Source organism: Rhizobium grahamii CCGE 502 (genome assembly GCF_000298315.2).
Classification (GTDB): Bacteria; Pseudomonadota; Alphaproteobacteria; order Rhizobiales; family Rhizobiaceae; genus Rhizobium; species Rhizobium grahamii.
This window is the reverse complement of sequence record NZ_AEYE02000003.1, coordinates 43,739-70,094: the sequence shown is the minus strand read 5'-3', so window position 1 is coordinate 70,094 and position 26,356 is coordinate 43,739. Positions and strand designations below refer to the sequence as shown.

At 60.1% G+C, this 26,356-nt stretch carries 21 protein-coding genes and 2 pseudogenes; 12 read left to right on the top strand and 11 right to left on the bottom strand.

Annotation, left to right across the window (positions count from 1 at the left end; all coding sequences use genetic code 11):
• Nucleotides 1-172 precede the first annotated feature (172 nt).
• The 7 genes and pseudogenes from RGCCGE502_RS01450 to RGCCGE502_RS01425 all read left to right on the top strand — a co-directional run bounded on the left by RGCCGE502_RS01450 (nucleotide 173) and on the right by RGCCGE502_RS01425 (nucleotide 12,103).
• Nucleotides 173-1,120, top strand: coding sequence for an aldo/keto reductase (locus RGCCGE502_RS01450; protein WP_016552385.1), 948 nt, complete (start codon nucleotides 173-175; stop codon nucleotides 1,118-1,120).
• Nucleotides 1,117-1,266 (top strand): annotated as a pseudogene (locus RGCCGE502_RS35145) (GNAT family N-acetyltransferase); the annotation flags it as partial. The gene RGCCGE502_RS01450 and the pseudogene RGCCGE502_RS35145, both read left to right, overlap by 4 nt.
• Before the next feature lie 366 nt (nucleotides 1,267-1,632).
• Nucleotides 1,633-6,938, top strand: a pseudogene (locus RGCCGE502_RS01445) (DUF4082 domain-containing protein).
• Nucleotides 6,939-6,958: 20 nt separating this feature from the next.
• Nucleotides 6,959-8,182 carry a GTP-binding protein gene (locus tag RGCCGE502_RS01440; protein WP_016552383.1) on the top strand — a complete coding sequence of 408 codons (1,224 nt, stop codon included), beginning with the start codon at nucleotides 6,959-6,961 and terminating at the stop codon, nucleotides 8,180-8,182.
• 26 nt (nucleotides 8,183-8,208) lie between these two features.
• On the top strand, nucleotides 8,209-8,517 hold the full coding sequence (locus RGCCGE502_RS01435; protein WP_016552382.1) for a hypothetical protein: 309 nt from the start codon (nucleotides 8,209-8,211) through the stop codon (nucleotides 8,515-8,517).
• 38 nt (nucleotides 8,518-8,555) lie between these two features.
• Nucleotides 8,556-10,700: a peptidase domain-containing ABC transporter gene (locus RGCCGE502_RS01430; RefSeq protein ID WP_016552381.1), complete on the top strand. Its 2,145-nt coding sequence runs from the start codon at nucleotides 8,556-8,558 to the stop codon at nucleotides 10,698-10,700.
• The gene (locus RGCCGE502_RS01425; protein ID WP_016552380.1) at nucleotides 10,697-12,103 is read left to right on the top strand and encodes an HlyD family type I secretion periplasmic adaptor subunit; all 1,407 of its coding nucleotides are present in this window, start codon (nucleotides 10,697-10,699) and stop codon (nucleotides 12,101-12,103) included. The genes RGCCGE502_RS01430 and RGCCGE502_RS01425 overlap by 4 nt, the downstream gene beginning before the upstream one ends.
• 220 nt (nucleotides 12,104-12,323) lie before the next feature.
• On the opposite strand, the gene RGCCGE502_RS01420 is transcribed toward RGCCGE502_RS01425, so the two are convergent.
• Complete coding sequence (locus RGCCGE502_RS01420; protein WP_016552379.1) at nucleotides 12,324-12,941, bottom strand: hypothetical protein; 618 nt, start codon at nucleotides 12,939-12,941, stop codon at nucleotides 12,324-12,326.
• A 144-nt stretch (nucleotides 12,942-13,085) separates the two neighbouring features.
• On the opposite strand from RGCCGE502_RS01420, the gene RGCCGE502_RS01415 reads away from it, so the two are divergent.
• Together RGCCGE502_RS01415 and RGCCGE502_RS01410 are read left to right on the top strand one after the other, a co-directional pair.
• Nucleotides 13,086-13,580 carry a YciE/YciF ferroxidase family protein gene (locus RGCCGE502_RS01415; protein ID WP_016552378.1) on the top strand — a complete coding sequence of 165 codons (495 nt, stop codon included), beginning with the start codon at nucleotides 13,086-13,088 and terminating at the stop codon, nucleotides 13,578-13,580.
• A gap of 203 nt (nucleotides 13,581-13,783) precedes the next feature.
• The gene (locus RGCCGE502_RS01410; protein WP_016552377.1) at nucleotides 13,784-14,143 is read left to right on the top strand and encodes a nuclear transport factor 2 family protein; all 360 of its coding nucleotides are present in this window, start codon (nucleotides 13,784-13,786) and stop codon (nucleotides 14,141-14,143) included.
• Between the two features lie 49 nt (nucleotides 14,144-14,192).
• Here the strand turns inward: RGCCGE502_RS01410 and pheT are convergent, their stop codons facing one another.
• From pheT to infC, 9 genes are all read right to left on the bottom strand, one after another.
• Nucleotides 14,193-16,628 carry a phenylalanine--tRNA ligase subunit beta gene (gene pheT / locus RGCCGE502_RS01405; RefSeq protein WP_016552376.1) on the bottom strand — a complete coding sequence of 812 codons (2,436 nt, stop codon included), beginning with the start codon at nucleotides 16,626-16,628 and terminating at the stop codon, nucleotides 14,193-14,195.
• Between the two features lie 15 nt (nucleotides 16,629-16,643).
• On the bottom strand, nucleotides 16,644-17,726 hold the full coding sequence (gene pheS, locus RGCCGE502_RS01400; protein WP_016552375.1) for a phenylalanine--tRNA ligase subunit alpha: 1,083 nt from the start codon (nucleotides 17,724-17,726) through the stop codon (nucleotides 16,644-16,646).
• A 263-nt stretch (nucleotides 17,727-17,989) separates the two neighbouring features.
• Complete coding sequence (gene rplT / locus RGCCGE502_RS01395) at nucleotides 17,990-18,394, bottom strand: 50S ribosomal protein L20 (protein ID WP_007798644.1); 405 nt, start codon at nucleotides 18,392-18,394, stop codon at nucleotides 17,990-17,992.
• A 39-nt stretch (nucleotides 18,395-18,433) separates the two neighbouring features.
• Nucleotides 18,434-18,637: a 50S ribosomal protein L35 gene (gene rpmI, locus RGCCGE502_RS01390; RefSeq protein ID WP_007529267.1), complete on the bottom strand. Its 204-nt coding sequence runs from the start codon at nucleotides 18,635-18,637 to the stop codon at nucleotides 18,434-18,436.
• Between the two features lie 233 nt (nucleotides 18,638-18,870).
• Entirely contained in the window at nucleotides 18,871-20,223 is a 1,353-nt protein-coding gene (locus tag RGCCGE502_RS01385; protein WP_016552374.1) for an ATP-binding protein, read from the bottom strand.
• On the bottom strand, nucleotides 20,220-20,885 hold the full coding sequence (locus RGCCGE502_RS01380; protein WP_016552373.1) for a response regulator transcription factor: 666 nt from the start codon (nucleotides 20,883-20,885) through the stop codon (nucleotides 20,220-20,222). The genes RGCCGE502_RS01385 and RGCCGE502_RS01380 overlap by 4 nt, the downstream gene beginning before the upstream one ends.
• Nucleotides 20,886-20,890: 5 nt before the next feature.
• Complete coding sequence (locus RGCCGE502_RS01375; RefSeq protein ID WP_016552372.1) at nucleotides 20,891-21,451, bottom strand: PepSY domain-containing protein; 561 nt, start codon at nucleotides 21,449-21,451, stop codon at nucleotides 20,891-20,893.
• A 154-nt stretch (nucleotides 21,452-21,605) separates the two neighbouring features.
• Nucleotides 21,606-22,202, bottom strand: a complete 597-nt coding sequence (locus tag RGCCGE502_RS34440; protein WP_016552371.1) for a hypothetical protein — start codon at nucleotides 22,200-22,202, stop codon at nucleotides 21,606-21,608.
• Nucleotides 22,203-22,365: 163 nt separating this feature from the next.
• Nucleotides 22,366-22,902: a translation initiation factor IF-3 gene (gene infC / locus RGCCGE502_RS01365; RefSeq protein ID WP_025658610.1), complete on the bottom strand. Its 537-nt coding sequence runs from the start codon at nucleotides 22,900-22,902 to the stop codon at nucleotides 22,366-22,368.
• Nucleotides 22,903-23,081: 179 nt separating this feature from the next.
• Here infC and RGCCGE502_RS01360 point away from each other — a divergent pair, with 179 nt between their 5' ends.
• Nucleotides 23,082-23,882 carry an alpha/beta hydrolase gene (locus RGCCGE502_RS01360; protein ID WP_016552369.1) on the top strand — a complete coding sequence of 267 codons (801 nt, stop codon included), beginning with the start codon at nucleotides 23,082-23,084 and terminating at the stop codon, nucleotides 23,880-23,882.
• A gap of 151 nt (nucleotides 23,883-24,033) precedes the next feature.
• Nucleotides 24,034-24,633, top strand: a complete 600-nt coding sequence (locus RGCCGE502_RS01355) for a transglutaminase-like cysteine peptidase (protein WP_016552368.1) — start codon at nucleotides 24,034-24,036, stop codon at nucleotides 24,631-24,633.
• Nucleotides 24,634-24,686: 53 nt separating this feature from the next.
• Here RGCCGE502_RS01355 and mbfA read toward each other — a convergent pair whose 3' ends face one another.
• Nucleotides 24,687-25,670 carry an iron exporter MbfA gene (gene mbfA, locus RGCCGE502_RS01350; protein ID WP_016552367.1) on the bottom strand — a complete coding sequence of 328 codons (984 nt, stop codon included), beginning with the start codon at nucleotides 25,668-25,670 and terminating at the stop codon, nucleotides 24,687-24,689.
• Nucleotides 25,671-25,986: 316 nt separating this feature from the next.
• Here mbfA and RGCCGE502_RS01345 point away from each other — a divergent pair, with 316 nt between their 5' ends.
• A complete protein-coding gene (locus RGCCGE502_RS01345; protein WP_016552366.1) occupies nucleotides 25,987-26,355 on the top strand; it encodes a helix-turn-helix domain-containing protein in 369 nt (122 codons plus the stop codon).
• The last annotated feature ends 1 nt before the right edge of the window (nucleotide 26,356 follow it).

Below are 26,356 nucleotides of genomic sequence, written 5' to 3'. Positions count from 1 at the left end.
CCTCTCCTGGTTCGATTTTTGCGCACCTTAGTAAGGCGACGGCGGCGGCGCAATGGCGTGATCACAATTCAAGGAGCAGGTTTCCATCGCACGATGGCCGCGCTAGGTTACATCCCGGCGGCGTTCTGTCGCGACATCGATTTCAATCAATTCAGCACTTTAGGAGCGCGCCATGGATATGCGCCGTCTTGGAAAAACTGGCCTTTCGATCGCCCCGATCGTCTTCGGCGGCAACGTCTTCGGCTGGACCGCCGACGAGAAGACATCCTTCGACATTCTCGATGCCTTCTTCGACGCCGGGTTCAACACGATCGACACGGCCGACGTCTATTCGGCCTGGGTGCCGGGCAACAAGGGCGGCGATTCCGAGGAGATCATCGGCAAGTGGCTGAAGCGCGGCAAGGTCTCCCGCGACAAGGCTGTGATCATCACCAAGGTCGGCTCCGACATGGGCCAGGGCAAGACGCTGAAGGAAACCTACATCTTGAAGGCGGTCGAGGATTCGCTGCGCCGGCTGCAGACCGACTATATCGATCTCTACCTCTCTCACTGGCCTGACGAGAACACGCCCTATGAAGAGACGCTCGGCGCCTTCGCCAAGCTGAAACAGCAGGGCAAAATCCGTGCGATCGGTTGCTCCAATCTCGACGCCACGCAGCTTCAGGCGTCCTTCGATGCCGCCGAGAAAGCCGGCGTGCCGCGCTACGACGTGATCCAGCCGGAATACAATCTCTACGAACGCGCTAGCTTCGAGGGACCGCTGGCCGATCTCTGCGTCAAAGAAGACATCGGCGTCATCACCTACTTCAGCCTTGCCGCCGGCTTTCTCTCCGGAAAATACCGTACGAAAGCCGATACGGAAGGCCGGGCTCGCGAAGGCCGGGTGGCGCAGTATCTCGATGACAAGGGAATGCGTATCCTTGCAGCGCTCGACAAGGTCGCGGCGGAAGCCGGCGCCAAGCCGGCGGAGATCGCGCTTGCCTGGCTGCTGAGAAAGAAAGGCATGACGGCGCCGATCGCCAGTGCCACCAGCCTGTCGCAGCTTGACAGCCTGACCAAGTCGGCGACACTTTCGCTCTCCGACGACGCAATGGCGCTGCTCGACAAGGCGGGCGCCTGACCGTCGACGCTGACATTACCGATGCTACATGGCGCCGGGTCTTCGATCCGTCGTCGGCGATCCTCATGTGCGTCGCCGAGCTCGACGGCAAGGTGATGGGCTTCACGCTCAGCCTGACACACGAAGGCACCTGGATATCAGGCAGGATTATCGGCGCGACGATTGATCGCTGATCGTCGTCTTGCCAGCGCCGGCATAGCCGATCATGGCGATGCGCTCCGGTCCGGCGACACGTTCGATCGCGGTTTTCTGCTCATCCGACAGACGGCCATACCGCGAGAGACTTACCGACCCGTGAACTCGCACGAGCCTTCAACTTGGCCAGCTTCTTAAGTATTACTTTCAGATAAGCGGTGTAAAATTGAATAAAACAGCTCCATAGATAAGATGTAACCCTATTGTGGTATGCGCCGCGATACATCATACCGCTGATTACTGTCGTTCTCTCTTTCCGCAAACATGACAGGATACTTCCCTGGACATGTGTCGCAGTGCGAGTGAGGGCGTTCGTCATGCTGAGGATCAACATCAAGAACCGCGACTACCTGAGCGCATACGGCGGAACGTCGAGCGTTTACAGCGCAGCGGTCACTGGCAGTGCTCTTCTTGCAAACGCAACAGTAGGTTCATCAACCGGCACCTCGCCGATTACCGACTTGAGCGCCGTCGGCTCTGTAAGCTCGCTTACGGGAGCACAGACCGCAGCATCTCCTCTGACGAGTGACCCTGCAGCACCGCAAATGTCACCAGCTTCAAGTGCCGCCCCCACAGGCGATGCGACAAACGGAGCGAGCTTCGCCCTAACCACCGCCACAACGCCCAGTGCAAGCTCATCAACCCCTGATCCGCAGACGACGACCAAACCACGCACCGTCCTGCCTCCAGATCCTTCCACGCTTATTGCCACGACGACGCTGGAGCCGGCTCTGTCAGCTGCGCCCGAGGTCGTGCTGCCGGTCTCTGGCGGGAGCGATACGTCGAGTGTCCCGGTCCTGGGGTTCTCGGTCTCAAGTATCGGGACGGTTGAGCAAGACAGTTCATCCGCATCAGCACCGGCAACCCTGACCACCTCGGCCCCGGCAACCTTGGCCGCAACGGCCCCGTTAACAACAGACACGACAGTTACAGAGGCAGTAGCGGCCACTCCAACGCTGAACAAGATCGCCCGCGAAAACGCGCTGAAAGGCGACCCGATCAGTGAGTGGGGCCTCGACGGCGACGGCGACGGCACCATTCAGGGCTTTGCGACGGAAATCAGCACCAATGTCGGCGGCACCGTAGACTTCAAGATCGCAACGGACTCGACCCATTACCGCATCGACATTTATCGGCTCGGCTACTATGGCGGCGACGGCGCGCGCAAGGTTGCGTCCATCGACAAGTCATTGACGACGGCTCAGATCCAGCCACATCCCATCGTCGACATGTCGCTTGGCCTTATCGACTGTGGCAACTGGTCGGTTTCAGCGAGCTGGCAGATTCCGGATGACGCGGTATCGGGCGTTTATATTGCCAAGTTGGTCCGTGAAGACGGGACGGAAGACGCAAGCATCATCCCGTTTGTCGTGCGCGACGATGCTTCGCACAGCGACATCGTCTTCCAGACCTCCGACACGACCTGGCAGGCCTACAATGCATGGGGTGGGGCGAGCCTCTACGAAGGCAATGTACCGGTCGACCCAGCAGACATGATCGGCTACATGCCTCCCAACTGCAGTTGCGGCCTGACTGCGATTGGGCGTGCATCGGCAATCAGCTACAACCGGCCGATCATCACCAATTCAAGCCCGATGGGAGGAACGTGGGACTACATCTTTGGCGCCGAGCACTCAGCAATCCAATGGCTTGAGCAGGACGGCTATGACGTCTCCTACATCTCCGGCGTAGATGCGTCTCGCAATGGCAATCTGCTCCTTAACCATCAAGCCTACCTCTCTGTTGGCCACGACGAATACTGGTCAGGCGAACAGCGCGCGAACGTCGAAGCAGCCCGCGATAGTGGCGTCAACCTGGCGTTCTGGAGCGGAAATGAATGCTACTGGAAAGTACGATGGGAAAGCAGCATTGACGGCAACGGCCAAGCCTACCGGACCATGGTTTGCTACAAGGAGACTTGGGGGACCAGCACGGATCCGAGCGATACCGGCACCGGCACCTGGCGCGATCCACGCTATGCCGACCCCGGACAGGAGCCGGAAAACTCACTGACCGGAACCATGTTCACGGTCGACAGCTATCGCGCCGATACAATTTCCATACCTTATGACTATTCGAACCTGCGTTTCTGGCGAAACACCGACGTTGCCAACCTCCAGCCCGGAGAAACATACAATCTCGTCCAGAACCTGCTTGGCTATGAATGGGATTCCGACGTCGAAAATGGGTCCGGCCGGACGGGCTGATCAACCTGTCTCTGTCTACGGTGGCGGTGAACACTTACCTCCGGGATTATGGAACAAGCGTTGGCGATGCGGTCGTCGACCACAGCCTGACGATGTACAGAGCCGCAAGCGGAGCTTTGGTGTTTGGCGCAGGCACTGTTTTCTGGTCCTGGGGATTGAACGATCAACACCAAGGCGCCGAGACGCCAACCGACCCTAACGTCCAGCAGGCTATGGTCAACATGTTCGCGGACATGGGAATCCAGCCAACGACGCTGGATGCCAGCCTTATTCTCGCGACGCAGTCTACCGACCACCTGAAGCCAACATCAACGATTACGTCGCCAATCATCGGTGCGAGTTTTGTCGAAGGCCAGCACGTCACGATCACTGGAACGGCTCAGGACTTCGGCGGCGGCATCATTGCCGGTATCGAGGTGTCTACTGACGGCGGCCAGCATTGGTTCAAGGCAACCGGCCGTGAAAACTGGAGCTACAACTGGGTCGTCCAGGCGAGCGGCACCTACACGATCATGTCGCGTGCCGTCGACGACAGCGTCAACCTGGAGACGCCATCGTCCGGAAAGCAGGTCACTGTCACACTGCCGGACACGACCGGTCTTTGGACACTGGCCTCCAAGCCCACGCTTGAGACTGCGGTCGACCGCGACGGCGTCGAACTCGGGGTCCGTTTTCAGGCCACCACCGGCGGCTATATCGAGGGGATTCGCTTCTACAAAGGCTTCTACAACGTTGGTGAACATAAAGTCAGTTTGTGGGACGCCAATGGGAACCTGCTTGCCACGGGCGTATCGACGGGCGAGTCCCTTTCAGGCTGGCAAACAGTCACCTTTTCCACTCCAATTCATATCCCGGCGGGGACGACCTTCGTTGCCTCCTATCACAGCAACGGCTTCTATTCAGTCACCGAGAACTATTTCACTCCTGGCTCGACCTATACCAATGGCGTGCTGAAGGCAGTTGATGGTGGTGGTGTTTATGCATATGGCGCCACCAGTACCTTCCCGGGCAACAACCCTGGCGGATCAAACTACTGGGTTGATGTTGTGTTCGACGCTGGTCCGAACAGCACACCCGTGGCAACCGACGACAGCGGCTTCACCATCTCCCGCAATGGCGTTTTGACAGTGTCATTTGCCTCGCTGACAGCCAACGATACCGACGCCAATGGTGATGCGCTGACGATCATCGGCGTTGGCAATGCAGTCAACGGAACGGTTGCGCTGGACACTCAGACCGGCAACGTGATCTTTACGCCGAACGCCAACTACATCGGGCCGGCAAGCTTCAGCTACACCCTTTCCGACGGACGAGGTGGCACGGACCAGGGAAGCGTGAGCCTTTCCGTGGAGGAAGTTGCTGCCGGCGTTTCGCTGTTTCAGCCGAACGAAGGCCCCACGGGGCAGGCCTTTACAGACAATTCTGCCGTCGAGTTGGGCATGAAGTTCACCTCGTCGAGCAGCGGTTCGATCACCGGAATTCGTTTCTATAAGGCGGCCAGCGATACGGGTACCCACACTGGTTCGATCTGGAGCACTGACGGCACGCTCCTGACGACTGTAACGTTCACCAACGAATCTTTCAGCGGTTGGCAAACCGCAAAGTTCTCCAACCCGATCCAGATCCAGGCCGGGGTAACCTACGTCGCATCGTATCACACGACCGGGACCTACGTGGCGACCGTCGGCTACTTCAACACCGCGCATACCAACGGAGCGCTGACCGGCGTTTCTGCAACCGCAAGCGGCGGGAACGGCGTCTATTCCTATGGCACTGGCACGACCTTCCCAACATCCAGCTATCAGGCGTCCAATTATTGGGTCGATGTCGTATTCAATCAATCGACCGTGAATTCGGTGCCTGTTGCAGCCAACGATAACGGCTTCAGCACCTACTCGAGCACGGCACTGTCCATTGCGGCAGCAGCGCTCCTGGCAAACGACAACGACCCAGATGGCGACCCGTTGTCGATCACGGGGGTTGCAAATGGGGCAAACGGCACCGTCACATTCGATAGCGTCACAAATACGATCGTGTTTACCCCGACAGCCGGATACGTCGGCGCAGCAAATTTCTCGTACACGATCGCAGATGGCCGCGGCGGAACAGCCTCGGCAACCGTCAGCCTGACAGTTGGCGTACAGCCGACGGGCACCGGCCTGTTTTCGTTGACCGACACGCCGACCATTGCTGCGGACAATGATCCGGGATCGGTGGAGCTCGGCGTCAAGTTCACCTCCTCCGAAAGGGGCGAGATTACCGGCTTGCGCTACTACAAGAGCGCGCAAGACACCGGCACGCACGTCGGTTCACTGTGGAGCAGCACCGGCGTCTTGCTTGCGTCGGCAACCTTCACGAATGAGACAGCAAGCGGCTGGCAAACGGTAACCTTCTCACAACCTGTCAGCATTTCCGCAGGCGTTACCTATGTGGCAAGCTATCATTCGAACGGCTTCTATGCGGCCACGCCAAACTATTTCACGACCAGCCACTCAAACGGCACTCTGACCGCCTCTTCCACGGGCAACGGCCTTTATGCCTATGGCACGGGCAGCATCTTCCCGGGCGCGACCTACAATTCAACCAACTATTGGGTCGACGTTCTTTATCAAACAGCGACTCAAAACGCCGCCCCCGTCGCTGCCAACGACTCCGGGATATCAGGTGTCGCAAACACCCAATTGACGATCCTCGCCTCGGCATTGCTCGCCAACGACAGCGACCCCGATGGCGACGCGATTTCGGTCACCGGTGTCGGCAACGCGCTGCACGGAACGGTGTCCTTCGACAGCCAGTCGAACATGATCACCTTCACGCCGGAAACGGGCTACACCGGATCCGCAAGCTTCTCCTACACCATCGCCGATACGAAGGGTGCAACGTCCACTGCACAGGCATCCCTCAACATTTCCAACGAAGGTAGCGAGCAAAACGTGTTTGCCGCCGGTACGACGCCGGCGATCGTCTCGGTCAACGACAACAGCCCGGTCAATCTCGGCATGAAATTCCAGTCGGATGCAGCAGGCTGGATCACCGGTATTCGCTTCTACAAGAGCGCAGAAAATACCGGACCACACACAGGCTATCTCTGGACGGCAAGCGGCACCCTGCTGGCGAGCGCCACCTTCACCAACGAAAGCGCAAGTGGTTGGCAATCTGTCGATCTCTCGCAACAGGTCGCCATCGATGCCGGTTCGACATATGTCGTATCCTACAGCACGAACGGCAATTACTCGGCAACCGGCAACTACTTCAGCGACACAACGACAAACGGCAACCTACAGGCCATGTCGTCGGCGCTCAGCGGTGGTAACGGCGTCTATGCATATGGCTCCAGCGGGCTGTTCCCGACGAGCTCATTCAACAGCACCAACTACTATGTGGACGTGGCATTCAGGCAGCAGCTCGCAGCGTAACAGCGAGTGGGGGAGTATCAATGACAGGTGGCGACAAGCGCCTCCCAGTAACGGTTTTGGCGGGTTTCCTCGGCGCGGGAAAGACAACCATCCTCAACCATGTATTGCGTAACCGGGAAGGACGCCGGGTTGCCGTCATCGTCAACGACATGAGCGAGATCAATATTGATGCCGAGCTCGTTCGTGATGGCGGCGCCAACCTGTCGCGCACCAATGAAACCCTGGTGGAACTCACCAACGGCTGCATCTGTTGCACGCTGCGTGACGATCTTTTGAGCGAAGTGCGTCGGCTTGCTGCCAATGATCGCTTCGACTATCTGCTGATCGAGGGCACCGGCATCGCCGAACCTCTGCCGATCGCCGCTACATTCTCCTTCCGTGACGAAAACGGCAACGCACTTTGCGACGTTGCGCGGCTCGATACGATGGTTTCGGTCGTCGATGCGGCAAACCTTCTGGCGGATTACTCGAGCGCCGATTTCCTGAGCGATCGCGGCGAAACTCGCGACACTGATGACGCGCGAACGCTTGTAGACCTGCTCGTAGAGCAAATCGAATTTGCCGATGTCGTGGTGATCAACAAGCTTTCCGAGGTCAATTCCGAGACCCGTGCGATGGTGCGCCAGATCGTTGCAGCGCTCAATCCCGATGCTCGCGTTATCGAAACGGACTTCGGCCATCTCCCACTTTCCACCATTCTGGACACCGGCCTTTTCAGCGAGGCCAAGTCTGCCCGTCACCCGTACTGGCACAAGGAGCTCTATGGCTGGGGCGACCACGTTCCGGAAACCGAAGAGTACGGAATCTCAAGCTTCGTCTATCGCGCACGCCGTCCTTTCGACCCCACCGCGCTCGACCGCTTTCTCGCGCAGCAGTGGCCGGGCCTCATTCGCGCCAAGGGACACTTCTGGTTGGCGACGCGGCCGAACGAGATCGGACTCCTGTCGATTGCCGGTACACAGCGACGCATGGACACCAAGGGCTTCTGGTGGGCAAGCGTGTCAAAGGCGCATTGGCCACGCTATCCGCAGTTCCGCCAATTGCTCGACCGCTATTGGGACGCCGTATGGGGCGATCGCCGCCAGGAACTCGTGTTCATCGGAGCGGGCTTCGATAAGCAGGCACTCAGTGCCGCGCTCGACGATTGCCTGATCGGAGAGGAAGCAAGCTTCGACCCCGATCTCGGCCGGTATCTCACGGACCCGTTCCCGGCCTGGCAACACGCACAACATCACCATCCATGATCACTTATCGAAACGAGGAGACGACAATGAGCAATGAACTCTATGCAGATGGAATTGGCGAAATCACCGTTACCGGCACCATCGTGCGCATCGATCTGATGTCGCTGTCGGCCACCGAGCGCGATGCGAGCAACAACCCGAAGCCGGTCTTCCGCCAACGCATTATCTTGCCGGTCGACGCGTTCGCGAACGCCGTTGACCTGATGCAGAAGGCGCTTGGCGGATTGGTCGAGGCGGGTGCGGTGCGCCGCATCAACGACATGCCATCGGCCCCCAAGGCTGAAATCATTCAGCCGTCTGGTGCATCGGCAAACGCCTCGCCGAACTTCAACTGATCAACGCCTCTTCTTCAACGCAGACACCCGGGTGGGCCATGAGTACGTTTTTGCACACCAATCTACACTGCCTTGCTCTCGTCGCACGCCATCACGGTGTCGATCTATCGCCCGAACGCCTTCAGCACGACTACGCAGTCGACGAGCGGCCGGTCGAAATCCGGCAGTTGCTGCGCATGGCGAAGGATGCCGGATTGCGCGCACGGCAGATCAGCCTTTCCTGGACGTCGCTCGTCCAGTTGGGCGAGGCCTTCCCGGTCCTGGCGGAACTCGACAACGGCAACTGGGTCGTCATTGCCGGCCCCGCAATGGGTGAAGAAGAGGCAAAAATCAGGGTTCTCGACCCGCTCGCCGAGCGCCCTGACTTCATTCTCCTTAACGAGGAGCAGTTCACCAGATCCTGGCGGGGATCTGTCGTGATGCTGAAGCGAAACTTCGGTATCAATGATGCCGACCAGCCCTTCGGCTTCCGTTGGTTCATTCCCGAGATCATCAAGCAGCGCAGCTTCTTCCGCGATGTTGCCCTTGCCGCCATCGTCCTCTACGGCCTTGGCCTGATGACGCCGATCTTCTTCCAGCTTGTCATCGACAAGGTGCTGGTCCACCAAAGCTACGCAACGCTCACGGTCCTGACCATTGGCGTCGGCATCGCACTTGTCTTCGATGCTGCCTTCAGCTTCCTGCGTCGCTACCTGTTGCTCTATGCCACGAACCGGATCGATATCCGTATCGCGACACGCACGTTCGGGCATCTGCTCAATCTTCCGATCGCCTTGTTCGAGCAGGCTTCGGCGGGCGTCCTCGTGAAGCACATGCAGCAAACAGGCAGGATCCGCGAGTTTCTGACCGGCCGCCTGTTTTTGACGCTTCTCGACGGGGTATCATTGCTCGTCTTCATTCCGATCCTGCTTCTTTACAGCGTCAAGCTAACCCTCGTCGTCATTGGCTTTGCCGCGCTTGTCGGCCTTGTCGTCATGCTTCTTGTCGGCCCCTTCCAGCGTCGACTCCAGGCGCTTTACAAGGCCGAAGGCGACCGCCAGGCTTTGCTCGTAGAAACCGTCCACGGCATGCGCACGGTCAAGTCGCTGGCGCTTGAACCACGCCAGCGCCGCGCCTGGGACGACTATTCGGCGCAGTCGATCTCGGTGCGGTTTCGTGTCGAGAAAATCTCCACAGCCGCACAATCGATGACCGGTCTCCTCGAAAAGCTGATGAGCGTTGCGATCATCGGGCTCGGCGCCCTCGATGTCTTCAGCGGCGCGATGACCATCGGCGCATTGGTCGCATTCAACATGCTCGCCGGCCGCGTGTCTGGCCCGCTTGTCCAGATCGTGACGATGGTGCACGAGTACCAGGAGGTTGCGCTTTCGGTCCGGATGCTCGGCGAGATCATGAACCAGCGCCCGGAACAGGCTGGCCGCGGTCGCGGCATTCGCCCGCACCTTCGAGGCAACATCGAGTTCGACAAGGTGACGTTCCGCTACGGGCCGGATGGGCCGCCGGCACTCGACGACGTCTCCTTCAGCATTCCCGCCGGCTCCGTCTTTGGCGTCGTTGGCAAGAGCGGTTCCGGCAAGACGACGATCACGCGACTGATCCAAGGTCTCTATCAGAACCAGCAGGGCATTGTGCGCATGGACGGCTATGACAGCCGCGAGATCGACCTTGTGCATCTCAGAACGAGCACCGGTGTCGTGCTGCAGGACAACTTCCTTTTCCGCGGCACCGTTCGCGAAAACATCGCGGCGGCAAAGCCCGACGCAAGTATCGAGGAAATCATGGAGGTGGCGCGCATTGCGGGCGCCGAGGAGTTCATCGAACGACTTCCGCGTGGTTTCGACACGATGCTTGAGGAAAACGCCTCGAACCTGTCGGGCGGTCAGAAGCAGCGTCTGGCAATTGCCCGGGCACTCATCACCGATCCGAAACTACTGATCGTGGACGAGGCCACCAGCGCGCTCGATCCAGACAGCGAAACGATCATTCGCCAAAACCTCAGCCAGATCGCGGCCGGACGAACGGTGGTTATCGTCTCACACCGCCTCTCCACGCTTGTCGACGCGGACGCCATTCTCGTCGTCGAACGCGGCAAGATCGCCGATATCGGCAGGCATGATCAACTGGTCACACGCTGCATGACATACCGTCACCTGTGGTCCCAGCAGATGAGGCAGGTAGCATGAACGCGCGCGCTGAAAAACCAAGAGAGAACCTTCCTGTTCCAGCACCCGCCCCGGTCACTCAACCGGCGCTCAGGCGCTCGCTGCCAGCCGCGATCGCAGAGTTCCAATCCGATGCAGTGGAGCTGGAGGAACGCGCGCCGCCAAGAGTCGCTCGCATGACGCTATACGGCATCACCGCGCTGATTGCCGCGGCAATCGTCTGGGCGTCCGTTTCGTCGATCGATGAGGTCGTCGTTGCACCTGGCAAACTGATCACGACGCAGCCGACCATCGTCGTGCAGCCTCTCGAAACGTCAATCATCCGAACGATCAATGTCACGGCTGGCGAGATCGTGCAGAAGGGTCAGGTGCTCGCGACGCTCGATGCGACATTCAGCCAATCTGACGTCGATCAGCAACGGGCAAAGTTCGGGGCTCTCGACGCCCAGGTGAAACGCCTGGAGGCCGAGCTTGCCGGTGCGGACTACACCCAGACGGCCGGCGGATCCCGCGACGAACTGCTTCAGATGCAATTGTTCGGGCAGCGCCGTGCCTATTACATGGCGCAGCTGCAGAACTACGATCAGCAGATTGCGGCCCAGGCCGCGACGATCACTTCGAGCCGAAACCAGGAGGCGGTCCTTGCCAATCGACGTGATACGTTGTCACAGATCGAGGGTGCCCGCGAACGGCTTTACAATCGCGAAAGCGGATCCTTGATAACACTGCTTGGATCGCGCGACGCTCGCCTTGATGTCGAGACCAGTCTTAGTGCCGTCCAGGGCCGGGCCGATGAGGCCGAGCATACCTTCGCCAAGCTAAAGGCGGATCGACAAGCGTTCATCGAAGACTTTCGACGCGCCGCCATGGAGCAACTGGTCGATCTGCGCAGCCAGCGCGACACCGCCGCTCAGGAACTGAAGAAGATGGAGCTTCGGCGTGACATGGTGGCACTGACGGCACCTGCGGATGCAGTCGTGCTCGATCTTGCCGCACGCTCTGTTGGCTCCGTGGTGCGCGAAGCCGAGCCCATTGTGACGCTGGTTCCGCTCAATGTACCGCTGGAAGCCGAGGTTTCGGTCAATACCCGCGACATCGGCCGCATTACCAATGGTAAGGAAGCGCGCATCAAGTTTGACGCCTATCCGTTCCAAAAGTTCGGCACTGCATCCGGGACGGTCAGAACGGTGAGCCGCGACGCCTTCACCCCATCGCAGCAGGAGGCCGCAACCCAGACGGCGGCCCCTTATTTCAAGGCACTCATACCCCTCGCTGACCCGAGGCTAAAAGGCTCGGACGAGCCCGTGCGTCTGCTGCCCGGTATGACCGTTTCAGCCGAGATCATGGTGGGGCATCGTACCGTCATCTCCTACTTCCTCTATCCCATCTTAAGAGGACTCGACACCGCAATCCGCGAGCCCTGAAAACGGCAGATGATGCTTGACGGGGCCGCTTTATCGCCTCTCCAGCAGTGGGGTACAGCGGTCCCGACAATATGATAGGTCGCACTGCCACCATCCAAGGAGGAATCGGTGACGGAAGCAACCAATCCGGCAGATGCTCAGACAAACGAGTTGATCAGGAATTCTCGATGAATGCCCCTGAAGTCAGCGAGCTTGATCGTGACCATCTATGGCGACGTCGTCAACTTCTGAGCGGCGGGAAGCCTTCATAGAACCCGGCGTGGCTGCCCTCCCAGTTTTCCATTCCCGGCTTTGTGAGGATGCCGCGCGGCCGGACATAGCTCTGGATGATCCGGCGGGGTCGCTCATGCCATTGAATGTTGAAGGCCCAGAGTTTCGGGAAGAAGCAGAGTGCGGCATAGGGCAGATGGTCGTGGATCCACCAGGCAAGCCGCTGCCAATCCTCCTCGTTGTGGTAGTTGTCGATCATCCACGGAACGACGACGCAGGCTGTCGCTCCCATGCAGCCATCGAAATCGCGAAGATCCCAGATGTGATCGGCGGCGGTCGCGGCATTTGACGAGCAGTTGAGATTGTTGCGGTTGCCGAACTGGTTGACCTCGGGCGAGCGATAGCCGGAGCGGATGTGCAGCCGGCCGAAGGTCGCCTGCAGCGGCTCCAGCAGTTCCTCGCAAAGCCGTTTTCCCGCCTCGATCGCCAGATCGGGATTCTCCGGGATGTTCGGAATGCGGTAGAAATCGGCGATCTCGGAGTGCAGGAAATCGCGGAGGAAGAAATTCTTCGAAAGCCGCGCACGCCCGAGATCTTCCAGGCCCTTCATGGATCCAGGTTTCTTCACGAAAAGCTCCTGTTGTTTGACCGCCGCAGTCTGCCGCCCCTGACGATCGGCGCAACCCGAAAAACGGCCGGAACAATTAGCGTCGTCTCAACTTTCTTCTCCCGTCCGCGCTTCGCGGTACTCCACACAGCAAGGGAAGAGACAATGGCCAAGGAAAAGACCCTCGACGATCTATTCTACGATACGCTCAAGGACATCTATTTTGCCGAACGGCAGATTCTTCGCGCCCTGCCGAAAATGGCGCGGGCGGCCCAATCGCAAGAGCTGAAAGCCGGCTTCGAAAAGCATCGCGAGCAGACGGAAGGCCATGTGGAACGCCTGCAGCAGGTCTTTGAAATCGTCGGGAAGCGCGCCCAGAGGAAGACCTGCGAAGCGATCCAGGGCATTATTGCCGAGGGCGAAGAGATCATCGACGAATTCAAGGGCTCGCCGGCAATCGATGCTGGTCTCATCTCCGCAGCGCAGGCGGTCGAACACTACGAGATCGCCCGCTACGGCACCCTGAAGACCTGGGCACAGACGCTCGGCAAGAAGGACGTCGTCGCCCTGCTCGACGCGACGCTCAAGGAAGAGGCCGCGACGGACAAGACCCTGTCACAGCTGGCGATGACAGCCGCCAACCAAAAGGCCGCGGCCTGATTGTCGGTCCCGCGGGAGCAACAATAGCTGCACAGGTTCCTTCCCGGCGCGATCGACAACCGGGGAGATCGCCGGCGAGCATTCCCGGCTGGCCGGCGGAGCTTGCGACCCAGCCAAAAGGTTAAGGTGCTGCTGCATCTGGCGACCTTGCCGCACCCATTCGCTGCACTATGCTATTGGGCATCTTTCTGGCGAGGTGAGACATGTCGGACCAGCAGGCAATCGAAGCAGTCGTCCATCTCTACGTCGAGGGCATGACCTTCGCCAACGAAGCTGCTTTGCGGAAGGCTTTTCATCCGCAATGCGCCATCATCGGGCACTACGAAAATGCCGTTGAATGGCTGAACAGGGAAGAGTTCATCGCCGCGATCGTCGCCGAGGGCTCGGCACCGCCCACGACACAGCCGCACATGGACATCCAGATGCTGGACATCGTCGGCGATGCGGCGAGCGTGAAGGTGAGCGACGATTTCGCCGGCATGCGCTTCACCGACTATCTCTCGATGCTGAAGATCGACGGTCGATGGACGATCGTCAACAAGCTCTACTATCTCCACACATAGAAAAGCCGGCGAGACGATCGCCGGCTTTTGCCTTGAGATCGGATGCGCCTCAGGCTCTGAGGACGCCGCCGGTAAACTTTGTCACGCTGGCAACGATCTTCTCGGTCAGCGCCTCGAAATCCTCGTCGGTCAGCGTGCGCTCGACCGGCTGGATCTGCACTTCAATCGCCACCGACTTCTTACCTTCGCCGAGCGACGGACCTTCGAAGATGTCGAAGACGTTGACTGATGTAACCAGCTTGCGGTCGGCGCCCGTCGCGGCCTTGATGATCGCGCCTGATTCCACCGACTTGTCGACGACGAAAGCGAAATCGCGCTTAACGGCCTGGAAGGGCGAAAGCTCCAGCGCCGGCTTGGTGCGGGTCGCCTTCTTCTTCGGCTCGGCCATGGCGTCGATATAGACTTCGAAGCCCGAAAGCGCACCCGATACGTCGAGGGCCTCAAGCGTCGAGGGATGGAACTCGCCGAAATAGCCGAGAATGACCTTTGGACCCATCTTGATGGTGCCGGAACGGCCGGGGTGATACCAATCCGGTCCGCCCTGCTCGATCTGGATGTTGCCCATCGGCAGGCCGCAGGCCTCGATCACGGCGAGCGCATCGGCCTTGGCGTCGAAGACGTCGACCGGCTTGCCGCCGCCCTTGGCAGCGTTAAGCCACATGCGACCGGCGCCCGCAAGCGAGGCGGTGCCACGGCGCACACCGCCGGCAACACGGCGCTGGCCCTCGGGGCGATCGTTCTCATAGGTGCCGGAGACTTCGAAGATCGCGACGTCGCCATAGCCCTTGTCGGCATTGCGCTGGGCAGCGCTCAGCAGGCCCGGCAGCAGCGATGGGCGCATGTCGGACATGTCGGCAGCGATCGGGTTGGCAAGCTTCAGCGCCGGCGAGCCGCCACCGAAGAGCTTTGCCTGATCCTCGGAGATGAAGGACCAGGTGACGGCCTCCAGCATGCCACGCGAGGCGAGCGCGCGCTTGGCGGTGCGGGTGCGAATCTGCAGCGTCGTCAGGATCTTGCCGTTGACTTCAGCATGGCTTTCCAGCGGCGCCGGCTTGATGTTGTCGACGCCGTGGATGCGCATGACTTCCTCGACGAGGTCGGCCTTGCCATCGACATCGGGACGCCAGGATGGGACGGCAACCGAGACGCGTTCGCCGGAGCCGGTAACCTTGAAGCCGAGGCGGGTCAGGATGGCGACACTCTCTTCCGTCGAGACCTCAAGGCCCGTCAGGCGCTTGACCTCGGAGAAGGGGAAATCGACGATCTTGGGGTCATAGCCCTTGTAGCCGACGACGTCGGCCTTGGCCGCAGTGCCGCCGCAGAGTCCGAGGACCAGTTCGGTGGTGCGCTCGATGCCCGGAACCATGTATTCGGGATCGACGCCGCGCTCGAAGCGGTAGCGGGCATCGGTGATGATCCCGAGGCCGCGGCCCGACTTTGCGATGTTCATCGGATCCCAGAGAGCACTCTCGATGAGGACGTCTGTGGTGTTCTCATCGCAGCCGGAATGCTCGCCGCCCATGATGCCGCCGATCGACTCGATGCCATCGGCATCCGCGATCACGACATTGTTGGGGCCAAGCTTGTACTCGCGCTGATCGAGCGCCAGTACCGTTTCGCCATCCCTGGCGCGGCGGACGGTCAGGTTACCCTTGACCTTGGCGGCGTCGAAGACGTGCATCGGGCGACCCTGGTCGAAGGTCATGTAGTTGGTGATGTCGACGAGGGCGTTGATGGGGCGCAGGCCGATCGCCAGCAGGCGCTGCTGCAGCCATTTCGGGCTCGGGCCGTTCTTGACGCCGCGCACGAGGCGGAGCGCAAAGCCCGGGCAAAGCCTGTCGTCATCGAGGTCGAGCGTTACCTTGACGGGCGTCTCGCCTTCGATCGCGAAGGACGGCGCGGGCCGGGTCTTCAGCGTGCCGAGGCCTGATGCCGCCAGATCACGGGCGATGCCGTAGATCGAGGTGCAATCCGGACGGTTCGGCGTCAGGTTGATCTCGATCATGGGATCGTCGAGATGGGCGTAGGCGGCGAAGGAGGTGCCGACCGGCGCATCTGCCGGCAGGTCGATGATGCCGTCGTGGCTGTCGGACATGTTCAGCTCCTTTTCGGAGCACATCATGCCTTGGCTTTCGACGCCGCGGATCTTGCCGACGCCGAGCGTTACGTCGATACCCGGCACATAGTCGCCCGGCCGCGCCAGCGCGCCGACCAGACCGGCGCGGGCATTCGGCGCACCGCAGACGATCTGCAGCGGCTTGCCGCCGTTCACATCAGGACCGGCATCGACCGACAGCACCTTCAGGCGATCGGCCTCCGGATGCTTTTCAGCCGACAGAACCCGGGCGATGACGAACGGCTTGAACGCCGCCCTGTCGTCGACATCCTCAACCTCGAGCCCGATCTCGGTCAGGCGCTTGCAGATTTCATCGAGGGTCGCATCCGTTTCCAGATGATCTTTCAGCCAAGAAAGTGTGAACTTCATGATCTCTATCCTCCCTTACGCGCTCAGACCGCCGAACAGCGTCGGCATGTCGAGCGGGCGGAAGCCGTAATGGGTCATCCAGCGGACGTCGGCGTTGAAGAAGTCGCGCAGGTCGGGCATGCCGTATTTCAGCATGGCGATGCGGTCGAGGCCCATGCCCCAGGCAAAGCCCTGGTACTCGTCGGGATCGAGACCACCGGCGCGCAGCACGTTCGGATGAACCATGCCGCAGCCGAGGATTTCCATCCAGTCGGTGCCTTCGCCGAACTTGACGATCGGGCCGGAGCGGTCGCACTGGATGTCGACTTCGAAGGACGGTTCCGTGAACGGGAAGAAGGACGGACGGAAGCGCATGGTGACGCTGTCGACCTCGAAGAAGGTCTTGCAGAACTCTTCCAGCACCCAGCGGATGTTGGCGACATTGGCCTTCTTGTCGACGACGAGGCCTTCGACCTGATGGAACATCGGCGAGTGCGTCGCGTCGCTGTCCTGGCGATAGGTCTTGCCCGGGATGATGATGCGGATCGGCGGCTTCTGCGCCTCCATGGTACGCACCTGCACCGGCGAGGTGTGCGTGCGCAGCACCTTGCGCTCACCGTTCTCATCCGGATTGAAGAAGAAGGTGTCGTGCATCTCGCGGGCCGGGTGGCCTTCCGGGAAGTTCAGCGCCGTGAAATTGTAGTAGTCGGTCTCGACATCGGGACCCTCGGCAATCGAGAAGCCCATGTCGCCGAAGATCGCGGTGATCTCGTCGATGATCTGGCTGATCGGATGGATGCGGCCGCGCTCGGCGGGCGAAGAGCGGACCGGCAGGCTGACGTCGACCGTCTCGGCCTTGAGGCGCGCATCGATCGCGGCCTTCTTCAGGTCTGCCTTGCGTTCCGTGATCGCGTCTGTGACGGCGTTCTTCAACGCGTTGATCGCCGCGCCGCGCGTCTGGCGCTCTTCCGGCGTCATCGAACCAAGCGTCTTCAGGAGCTCGGAGACCGAACCCTTCTTGCCGAGCGCGCCGACACGCACGGCTTCTATCGCCGGCTCGTCGGCAGCGGCTGCCACATCAGACAGAAGTTGCTTTTCCAGAGTTTCGAGTTCGGTCATCTTTTCCTGCCTCACAGGGCGTCAGTCTTGTCGATAATTCACGAAAACATGCATCGGATAGCTCAAGCGCCACGATGAAGCGTCGCAGATCACTACCCATGTGCACGCAGCCAATCAACCGGGCACACCACAAAAAGCCCGCGACGTCGAACGAGGAGCGACCAAGCCGTCTCAATCGCCGTCGCGCCAAATGCAAAGAACCCGCGCAAGCCTGGCCAGCGCGGGTCCCAAATCATCGAAGCAAAGGTTCGAATAGCGCCGGCTTAGTTGACGGCTGCTTCAAACTCGTTCTTCGTACCGGCGTCCTTCAGGTACTCGAGAGCCTTCTTGGAGGCAGCAACGAGTGCACCGAATGCTTCCGGCTCATGGATTGCCATGTCGGAGAGAACCTTACGGTCGACTTCGATGCCAGCCTTGTTCAGGCCGTCGATGAAGCGGCCGTAGGTCAGGCCGAATTCGCGGACGGCAGCGTTGATACGCTGGATCCAGAGAGCGCGGAAGTTGCGCTTGTTGATCTTGCGGTCGCGGTAAGCGTACTGCTTCGAACGATCGACAGCAGCCTTCGCGGCGCGGATGGTGTTCTTGCGACGGCCGTAAAAGCCCTTAGCGGCCTTCAAAACCTTCTTGTGCTTGGCGTGGGCGGTAACGCCTCTTTTTACACGTGCCATTTCATGATCTCCTTAATCTAAAGCGTTCGCGGAATAGTCTTAGAGACCGTTCGGCAGGTAGTTCTTCACGACCTTGCGGCCATCCGGTTCTGCGAGAACCATGGTGCCACGTGCATCGCGGATGAACTTGTTGGTACGCTTGATCATGCCATGGCGCTTGCCAGCAGCTGCAGCCTTGACCTTGCCGGTCGCGGTGATCTTGAACCGCTTCTTGGCAGCAGACTTCGTCTTCATCTTGGGCATTTTGCTACTCCGTTTCTGATCCCCCTGCGTGCTTCATCAAGGAAGCCTTCTCGCGATGCCCGGTTTCCGGCCGTCGCAACAAGGTGCGGGAGCGTTTGTTGTTGATCTGCGGCTCCGGTGACGAACCGTTCCGCAAGCATTCGAAACCGCCACGGCATGCCCTGCCGGTCAGTTCGGACGCGCGCTTATAACCGCAGCGTCATAAAAGTGCAACGGGGCGGCGGATGAATCTTCTAGGCAATGGCGGGAGGTCGGCCGGCCATGGCCGGGAGCATCAGTTTCACCTGAAGGCCGCCCCACCGCGAGGCGGAAAGATCGAGCCTGCCGCCGTAGGCCTCCAGGATATCGCCCGAGATCGCCAGCCCCAACCCAGTTCCTGCCGTGCCTTCGTCGATCCGGACGCCGCGCTTCAACATCAAGTTATAGCTCTCCGGATCGGCTCCAGGCCCATCATCGGAAACGCTGAGCACGACATCATCCTGTGAGCGCCCGGCGGAAAGATCGATGCGTGTTCTGGCAAAGCGCACGGCATTGTCGAGCACGTTGCCAAGCGCCTCGGCAATATCGGCGGGATCCGCCTGTACCGTGAGCGACGGGTCGATATCGAGATGCCAGTCGATACCCTTCTCTTCGGTGAAGGGTGTCAAGACGTTGACGAGCTTTCCCGAGATCCCGAGCAGCGATGTCGTTGCCATCTGCTCCACGCCCATGCGGGCCGCCTGCAATTGGCGGTCGGCGCGCTGCCGGACCAGCTCGATCTGCTGCAAGGCTGTGTCGCGTTGGCCCTCGGGCAGAGCCTCAACCAGGTGCGACAACACCGTTAGCGGCGTCTTCAACCCGTGGGCGAGGTCGCTCGCGCGAGCGCGGGCCCGCTCGATCGCCGTCTCACGCTCGCTGAGCAGCAGGTTGATCTCGCGAACCAGCGGCTTGACCTCGCTCGGTCCCTCCGTGCCGATGTGAGAGCTGCGCCCGGCCCTGATATCGGCGACGCGATCGCGAAGCCGCACCAGCGGGCGCAGGCCCACCCAGCCCTGTAGAAACGCCGCCAACAGCAGCATGCCGCCGGTCGAAAGCAGCATCAGGCGCAACGGCCGGTGATAGCTTTCAAGCGCTGCGTCCATCTCCGGCTTGGAAAAAGCGGCGTAGACGGTGAAGTTCTTCTTTGCGTCGCCTTCGCCGAGCGCCATCGTCTTCATCGACACCAGCAGCGGCGAGCCATCCGGCCCGTCCGTTTCCCGGAATCCGCAATACATGTCCTTCGACAGGTCATCCGCGGTGATCTCCTCGTCCCACAGCGAGCGGGACCGCAGCGGCTCCTCGTTGCCATCGGGAGAGATCTGCCAGTAGCGGCCGCCGGCCGGAATCTGGAAGCGCGAGTCGGCAGGCTCGTTCTTCAATTCAAGGGCGCCATTCTCCACGCTGAGCCGCGCTGCCAGCGAGTCCATCACCGACGTCATTTCGTTGGAATACTGGTCGGCCAGATAATCGGTGAACAGGTGGCTGAGCACTGCCCAGACGAGCGTCAACGCCAAGGCGATCGCGACAAGCGCTCCGGCAGCCAGGCGAAAATGCAGCGAGTGGATCACCGGGGTCGCTCCGGAAGAACATAGCCGAAGCCGCGCCGCGTCTCGATGGCATCACTGTCCGTTTTCTTGCGCAGCCGCGCCACCATGGCTTCCACGGCATTCTTGGCGGAATCGTCATCGCGCCCCTGCACCTGGCTTGCCAGTTCGGTGGGGCTGAGCACTTCTCCGGGCTTTCCGATGAAAAGCGCGATCATCCGGTATTCCAACGGGCTGAGGTCGAGTTCGCGTCCGTCGAACGTCACCCGCCGGGCGCTCTCATCAAGCGTGAAGCGGCTGGTGGATTTGACGCGCGTCGCAACGGCCCCGGTGCGGCGAAGAAGCGCCCGCAGGCGGGCCAGCAACTCCTCGGTGCGAAACGGCTTCGGCAGATAGTCATCGGCACCCGCATCGAAGCCGTCGACGCGCTCCATCCACGAGCCGCGGGCAGTCAGAACGAGAACCGGCGTGTTGATGCCAGCGCCACGCCAGCGCTTCAGGATCGAGAGCCCGTCCATGCCGGGCAAACCGAGGTCGAGGATGATGGCTGAATAATCGCCAGTCTCGCCCTCTTCCCACACGGCAGGCCCGCTCGCAAACACCTCGACGCGATAGCCTTCCCGCCCCAGCTTTTCGACCACATGGCCGGAAATATTGGGATCATCCTCCGCCAACAGGATACGCATAGCCCCTAGCCCCCCAGCAATGCTCCGTTGCGGGCGTCGACGCGCAATGTCCTGATCGCGCCCGTCCCGTCGCGAACCTTCACTTGATACACATCGCTGAACATAGATCGACGGAGATTGACGTCGATGACCCGACCGTAGCGTTTTGCGTCGATGCGCTGAAGAACGGTCTTCAGCGGCAGGATCCGTCCCTCGCGAACGGCATCGCGCGCGCGATCGGAATCGGTGTTCCGTCCGCCACTGCCGCGGCCGCTATTACCGCCGCCGCCTCCGCCGCCGCCGTGGTCGTCGCCGCCATCATCGCCCCCGTGATCGTCGTGGCCGCCACGACCGGAATTGGAACTGCCGCTGCCCGAGTTGGATCCCGAGGATCCGGACGAGCCGGAGCCCGACGAGCCACTGCCGCCGCTCGAACCACTCCCACCGCTGCTACCACCGCTGCCGCCACCATCGTCGCTGCCACCACCATCCTTGGCTTCGGCATGGGAAACGAACATCGGGCCGGCGGCGGCGAGCGCCACGGCCAGCATCAACATCGTCATGAAACTGCGACGGCTTGTGTTCATTGACCTTCCAAGTACCTCAATGCATCTGCAATCGCGGAACCTACACTGAACGCTTTATCGCGACGAGACAAGGTTCCAAGAAACCAAGAACTCCGCCGGGGCGCGGCGGAGTTCTTTCTTCCGAAGGGGTGGCCGGAAGACCGCGCCGGGCAGATTATTGCGCCGAAGCGGGAACTATATTGACGCTGGTGATCGCGCCAGGGTTTCGAACAAAGTCACCTCTGTGTGGATGCGCCACGACCTCCCGTGTCCCGTGCTCGAGCTCAACCTCGACCTCGAGGCGCCGGCCGAGCTGATCGACGGCGACGAGCGAGCCGTTCAGCAGTCCTGCCAGGCTTTGCTGAGACACTGAGAGGGTCACTTCCGGGCGATTGTCGTTGCGACCACCACGGCGGTGCTCGCCTGGATTGTCGTCATTGGCGTCATGATTGGCTCCGTCATCGGCTCCACGGCCACGGCCATGGTCGTCATTACCGTCGTCGTGACCGCCGCGACCGCTGTGATCATCACCACCACGCCCGCTGCCGCTGTGGTCATCACTACCACCGCTGTGGCTGGATCCACTGTTGCCGCTGCCGCCGCTGCCGCCGGAACCGCTACCGCTGCTTCCACCGCCATCATCGCTGCCACCACGGGCAAATGCTGCCGACGAGAAATGGCCTGATGTGAACGTCTGGATTGTCGGGAGCGACAAGGTCACCGCGATTGCGGCGACGGAAGCCAGAAACGTGTGTGAAATGGTCTTCTTCATGATCTTTGCCTTCTGCTCTCTTCTTGTTGAGAACAGATTGCCAAACTCTCGCTGACAGACCGTTGAGCGCGTTTGTCAGCATCCTGTCAGATTGGGTGGGCGAGGCCTCAAAATACAAAAGCCGCCCTTACGGACGGCTTTGATACGAGAGTGGCGAAGCGCGTCACTTCGGCGCGAGCACCATCATCATCTGGCGGCCTTCAAGCTTGGGCTCGGCTTCGACCTTGGCATATTCGGTCGTGTCGGCCTTCACCTGCTGCAGCAGCTTCATACCGAGCTCCTGGTGCGCCATTTCGCGGCCACGGAACTTTAGCGTCACCTTGACCTTGTCACCGTCTTCAAAGAAACGGCCCATCGCCTTCATCTTCACCTCATAGTCATGGGTGTCGATATTGGGGCGCATCTTGATTTCTTTGACTTCGACAATCTTCTGCTTCTTGCGCGCCTCAGCGGCCTTCTTCTGGTTGGCATATTTCAGCTTGCCCAGATCGAGGATCTTGCACACAGGCGGTTCGGCATTGGGGGAGATTTCCACCAGGTCGAGGCCGGCTTCTTCAGCCATTTTCAACGCCTGGTCGGTGGGCACAACGCCCAAGTTCTGTCCTTCAGCATCAATCAGCTGAACTCGGGGGATGCGAATTTCCCGGTTCGAGCGCGGCCCTTCCTTCACGGGCGCGTCGGCTTTAAAGGGTCTGCGAATGGTCGTATTCTCCTCGCGTTGTTTCGGATCGCTGCAGCCCTGGCACTCCCAATCACGGGAGTACAAACGTAGTCTCACCATTGCTGCAACGGAGTCAGTAGCATTCTTTAGCGGAAAAAACACCTGCTGTCAGCCTGTCAAGAATCTGTTTTATAGGCCAAAACAACCGGAGTTCTGCGATGTCTGACGCAAATTTCATTCATGACCAACAATATCTGACCGTCGGAGAAGGCGAAGCCGCACGCGAGATTGCCTACATCGCGCGCAGCCAATCCGGTCAGGCAAGCGGCCCAACCCTCGTTTGGTTATCCGGATACCGCTCCGACATGAGCGGCAGCAAGGCGATCGAACTCGACAGGTTTGCCGCGGAAAACGGCCTCGCCTGTCTACGCCTCGACTATTCCGGGCACGGCCTATCCGGCGGCAAGTTTACCGACGGGACGATCTCGCGCTGGCTGGAGGAAGCACTTGCCGTGATCCTCCACACGGCCCCCGACCGGATTCTGGTCGTCGGCTCGTCGATGGGCGGATGGATTGCTCTCAGGCTCGCGCAGGAACTTGCCAAGCGGCAGGACGGGCCGAAGCTGGAAGGCATGGTGCTGATTGCGCCGGCTCCCGACTTCACCACCGATCTGATCGAGCCGAACCTCACGAAGAAGGAGAAAGCCTCGCTAGCCGACCGCGGCTACTTCGAAGAGCGGTCGGCCTATAGCCCGGAGCCAAACATCTATACCCGGGCGCTGATGGAGGACGGGCGCGACAACAGCGTGCTCAAAGGCATCATTGAGACCGGTTGCCCCGTGCATATCCTGCAGGGGATGAAGGATCCCGACGTTCCCTATCAGCACGCCATGAAACTGGTGGAGCATCTGCCTGCCGACGATGTCGTGCTGACCTTTGTGCGCGACGGCGATCACCGGCTTTCGCGACCGCAGGACATCGAGCGCATCCTTGCCGCCGTCAAAGGGCTTATCCGATAATTCAAACGGTACCACCTGTGCCAAATCCTAACGGATTTTAACCATGTTGGTGGTTAGCGCCCCCCTCCCCAGAAGTAACGATTGACTCTCCGAGCCTCCGTCCGTTAACTTTTTGTTAACAATACATGGGCGATGCAAGGGAAGAGCGGGCGTGCGGATCAAGGGTTTCGTCGTGGCCATGATGGCCGTGTTTGCTATGTCTACAGCCGCAACGCCGGCTTCCACCAACAACCTCTCGATGGTCACAGGCGCAGCCACTTCCCAGCCGATCGGCCACTACGACTTCTGCCAGATCCATCGCAACGAATGCGGCCCGAACCGCAACACCTCGCCGGCTGAGATGTCTGATGCCAAATGGGGAATGGTGCGATCGGTCAACGCCACGGTCAACAACAGCATCACACCGATGACCGACAAGGAAATCTACGGCAAGGATGAAGTCTGGGCTTATCCCACGACCGCGGGCGATTGCGAAGACTTCGCCCTCTTGAAGCGCCGCGTCCTGATTCAACGGGGAATTTCGCCAGCTAACCTTCTGCTCACGGTCGTTCGCAAGCCTGACGGCGAAGGCCATGCCGTGCTGACGTTGCGCACCACCAACGGCGACTTCGTGCTCGACAACCTGGCATCCAGCGTCAAGCCGTGGTTCGACACCCCCTACTCGTTCATCAAGCGCCAGTCGAGCGCCAATGCCGGTCGCTGGGTCACCATCGAAAACGGCCGCGACGTTTTGGTCGGCGCCTTGAGGTAGACGATATCGAATTGAACAGGAAAGGCCGGCGAGATGCCGGCCTTTTTTGTATCTCAGCCATTTCCAATCAGAATACCGGCCCCGAGAACAAGACCGCCGCCGACAACCACCTGCAAGGCGGCACGCAAGAACGGTGTTTCCATAAACCTGTTCTGGATGAACGCGATCGCCCAAAGCTCGAAGATCGCGATGATCACCGCCATCGTCGTTGCAGTCCAGAAGTTCGGGATCAGATACGGCAAGGTGTGGCCAAGACCGCCGAGCGCCGTCATGACCCCGCAGGCGAGGCCACGCTTGATCGGCGAACCGCGGCCGGAAATCTTGCCGTCGTCATGCGCCGCCTCAGTGAAGCCCATCGAGATTCCGGCGCCGACCGATGCGGACATGCCGACAAGGAAAGTCTGCCAGGTGTCCTGGGTCGCAAACGCGGCCGCAAAGATCGGCGCCAATGTCGAGACCGAGCCGTCCATCAGACCAGCGAGACCGGGCTGCACGTAGGTCAGAACCAATTGCCGCCGCGCCGCGACGTCTTCCTCCGCCTTTACATCGTCAGGCGTGTGCTTGTCGCCCAGCATGTGGGTGATCTCTTCGTGGCCTTGCTCGGCGAGCGCCAAGTCACCCAACAGCTGCCTCGTTCCGGCGTCGGTCACACGGGTCGCGGCCTCGACGTAGAAGCGATAGGCCTGCTGTTCCATGGCCGCCGCCTCGTCCCGGATCTTGTCCAATGACAGGTTGCGCCGCAGCCAGTCAGGCTTGCGCTCGTAGAATCCTCGAACATGCTCGCGCCGGATGAGCGTAATGCGCTCGCCGAACCGCTGGCGATAAATTTCGATCAGGGATTTGCGATGCGTGTCCTCGACCTCTGCCATGCCCTCGAAGACTTTTGCCGAGGCGGGATACGCGTCCCGCAGCATGTCGGCGTAGGCGAGGTAAATGCGCGCGTCGTCCTCTTCGGAGCCGATTGCAAGCGCGAGTATTTCCTGTTCGGACAATGAATCAAAAGAACGCTTGGATGAACTGAAAAGTCTGTTGAACATGACAACCTCGTTTTAGAATTATTCTAAAATATGAGTTGTCGATACCTGGGTCAAGTTTGGCAAGCCACGGAATCGACGGAGAATCAGGCGATCGCCGCGGCAAGTAAAATAGAGTGCGACTTACGCACGATTGCCGCCCTAAACGCGCATCGCAAATAGCGTGCACCTTACGGTCGATGTCTACGCCGAAAGTGTATGACTGAGCGGCTCAAAACCACAGCAAAAGCAGGTTGAAAATTGCAACTGATTGGTTGAGATATTACAAAAGGCGGGCATAGTACTAGCGCATTTGAATTTATAATGAGGGAACACAGCAGTGCCAGATCCGGTAGATATTATTGTCGGCAGAAATGTCCGGACGCTCAGGGCCAAACGACGCATATCGCAGCTGGAACTGGGAGACGCGCTGGGGCTGACTTTTCAACAGATTCAGAAATACGAGAAAGGCACCAATCGCGTATCCGCGAGCAAGCTTCACCAGATCGCGGTCTTTCTGGGCGTGGATATTTCGGACCTGTTCGAAGGCGCCAATCCGCGTGACGGATCGGCGCGACCAGGTCTCAGCGCGGAGGCCTATGAGCTTGCCCTGCACTACGACAAGCTTCGCTCCACAGCAGGCAAGGAGGCCGTGAAGACCATCCTGTCGATCATGACCGGCGAAAGCTACGTCGAGGCGTTGGGCTGAG